Annotated in this window: 3 protein-coding genes and 1 pseudogene; 3 read left to right on the top strand and 1 reads right to left on the bottom strand. The window is 70.4% G+C overall.

Going from position 1 to position 1,810, the window contains the following annotated elements; translation table 11 throughout:
• The 3 genes and pseudogenes from N864_RS25770 to N864_RS21980 form a co-directional block, all read left to right on the top strand.
• Window positions 1-238, top strand: a pseudogene (locus N864_RS25770) (hypothetical protein); the annotation flags it as partial.
• Window positions 202-522, top strand: coding sequence for a hypothetical protein (locus N864_RS25765; protein WP_205621035.1), 321 nt, complete (start codon window positions 202-204; stop codon window positions 520-522). The pseudogene N864_RS25770 and the gene N864_RS25765, both read left to right, overlap by 37 nt.
• Before the next feature lie 46 nt (window positions 523-568).
• The gene (locus N864_RS21980) at window positions 569-916 is read left to right on the top strand and encodes a hypothetical protein (protein ID WP_240474454.1); all 348 of its coding nucleotides are present in this window, start codon (window positions 569-571) and stop codon (window positions 914-916) included.
• A gap of 10 nt (window positions 917-926) precedes the next feature.
• On the opposite strand, the gene N864_RS21975 is transcribed toward N864_RS21980, so the two are convergent.
• Window positions 927-1,610: a dienelactone hydrolase family protein gene (locus tag N864_RS21975; protein ID WP_034722544.1), complete on the bottom strand. Its 684-nt coding sequence runs from the start codon at window positions 1,608-1,610 to the stop codon at window positions 927-929.
• Between the last annotated feature and the right edge of the window lie 200 nt (window positions 1,611-1,810).

The following is a 1,810-nucleotide window of genomic DNA, read 5'->3' as shown; positions in this document are numbered from 1 at the left end:
GCGGTGGGGTACGGAGGGTGACGAGGCGGTCGAGCGCCTGCTCTTCCGGGCTCGCTACGTCGAGGGCAAGCATTCCGCGACGCGGATCCACCCGGAGCTGCTGGACCTCGCGGTCGGAGACCAAGTGCCCTACGGCGGTGGTGCTATGCGACGGTCACCGAGCTGGAGCCGAACCGGCACCTCGTCGCCGGCGAGGCGTTCGTGCTGCGCCCGCTGCCGGACGGCCGGACCCGGGTGATCATCCGGCAGCGCGGCCAGGGCTACATCACCGCGGCCATCGACGGTCTGGCAGCGGACGCCCCGACGGCCGTCCGGGCCCTGGCATTCGTCGTCAGGCGCGTCCCGGGTGCGACGCTGCTGGCGCGCGGATTCGACTTCCTCGTCGCCGACCCCCTGCACCAGTACATGGAGATGGGGGTCCTGCGGGGCCTCAAGCTGCGAGCGGAGGGACGGTATGGCGATGGCGGGGCACAGGACCGAACGCCGACTTCCTCCGTGGAGCCCATGGCGGCAGCGAGCTGAGCTCGCGGGCCGCGTTGCCACCGGGACGGCTCGACCCCCGGCCGTGGTGGCGATCAAGACGTTCCACACCGCGGCGTGGTTCTCGATCGAGGCGTGCGTCTGCTATGTCCTCTACACCGGGCTCGTCGGGCGCACGAACAGGCACGTCGGGACGGCAGCGGCGGTCGTGGCGGGCGAGAGCCTGGTCTTCGCTGCCAACGGCTTCCGCTGTCCGCTGACCGAGCTCGCCGAGCGGTATGTCGCCGAGCGCGGGTCGGTCACGGACGTCTACCTGCCGGACTGGTTCGCTCACAACATCCCGGCGATCCACGCCCCGCTGCTGCCCCTCATGGCCTACCTGCACCTGCGCAACCTGCGACGTGCGAGCGCACGTGGCCAGAGCCTGCGGAGGTAAGCCGAGCAGCTCAGGTCTCGGGCTCGGGCGGCTCCGCTCGGTGCCGGACGTGCTCGTCGAAGAAGGCGAGGACCCGCTGCCAGGCATCGGTCGCGGCCTCGGGGTCGTAGTTGGCGAGCTGGTCGTTGAAGAAGGAGTGCCTGGCCGACGGATACACCTTGAGATCGTGCGGTACGCCGGCCGCACTGAGCTCAGTCTCCAGGATGGCGGCCGCCTTCGTGGTGAAGTCGTGTCCCGGCCACGACCCCACGACCGGGCAGAGGCGGCGGACGGCTTCCCGTGGCCGCGGCGCCAAACCGTAGAAGGGGGCGATGGCGTGCAGGCGCTGCTCTGTGCACCCCCAGGTGAGCACGACCGAGCCGCCGAGACAGAAGCCGACTGCGCCCAGGCGATCCGCATCGACGTCGGCACGCCGGGCAAGGTCGCTCAGCGCCGTGCGGAGGGCTGGCACACCGTAGTGGTCGAGGTTGCCGGTCATGGTCCCGACCATCATGCGGGCCATGCAGACGGCCCGGTTGCGGCCCGCGAAGAGGTCGACCCCGAGGGCAACGAAACCCTCACCCGCGAGGCGCCGGCAGACGTCCTTGATGTTGTCGTTGAGTCCGAACGCCTCGTGGATGACCACCAGCCCCGGGAACGGCCCGGTGCCGTCGGGGACTGCGAGATAGGCGGCGTTGAGGGTCTCCGTCCTCATCGTTCCAGTGTGGAGCGCCTCCGCGGCCGGCGTCCGGCCTTTTCCGGCCCTCCAGCACCTCCCATATCGGACCACGGTCCGATCCTGGTGGCCCCAGCCCCTCCCATATCGGACCATGGTCCGATCCCGGCGGAGCCACCTCGCTGGCCGACTGGCCTTTCGTCGGGTCGTGGCCCTTCGTCGGGTAGTGGCCTTTCGTC

Origin of the sequence: Intrasporangium chromatireducens Q5-1 (genome assembly GCF_000576575.1) — a bacterium.
Classification (GTDB): Bacteria; Actinomycetota; Actinomycetes; order Actinomycetales; family Dermatophilaceae; genus Intrasporangium_A; species Intrasporangium_A chromatireducens.
The sequence above is the reverse complement of the archived record's forward strand: the minus strand, read 5'-3'. Positions and strand labels throughout refer to the sequence as shown.

Bases quoted from the DNA above. Each gene is read 5' to 3' on its own strand.
- N864_RS21975 (WP_034722544.1), bottom strand. From the start codon at position 1,610: ATGAGGACGGAGACCCTCAACGCCGCCTATCTCGCAGTCCCCGACGGC.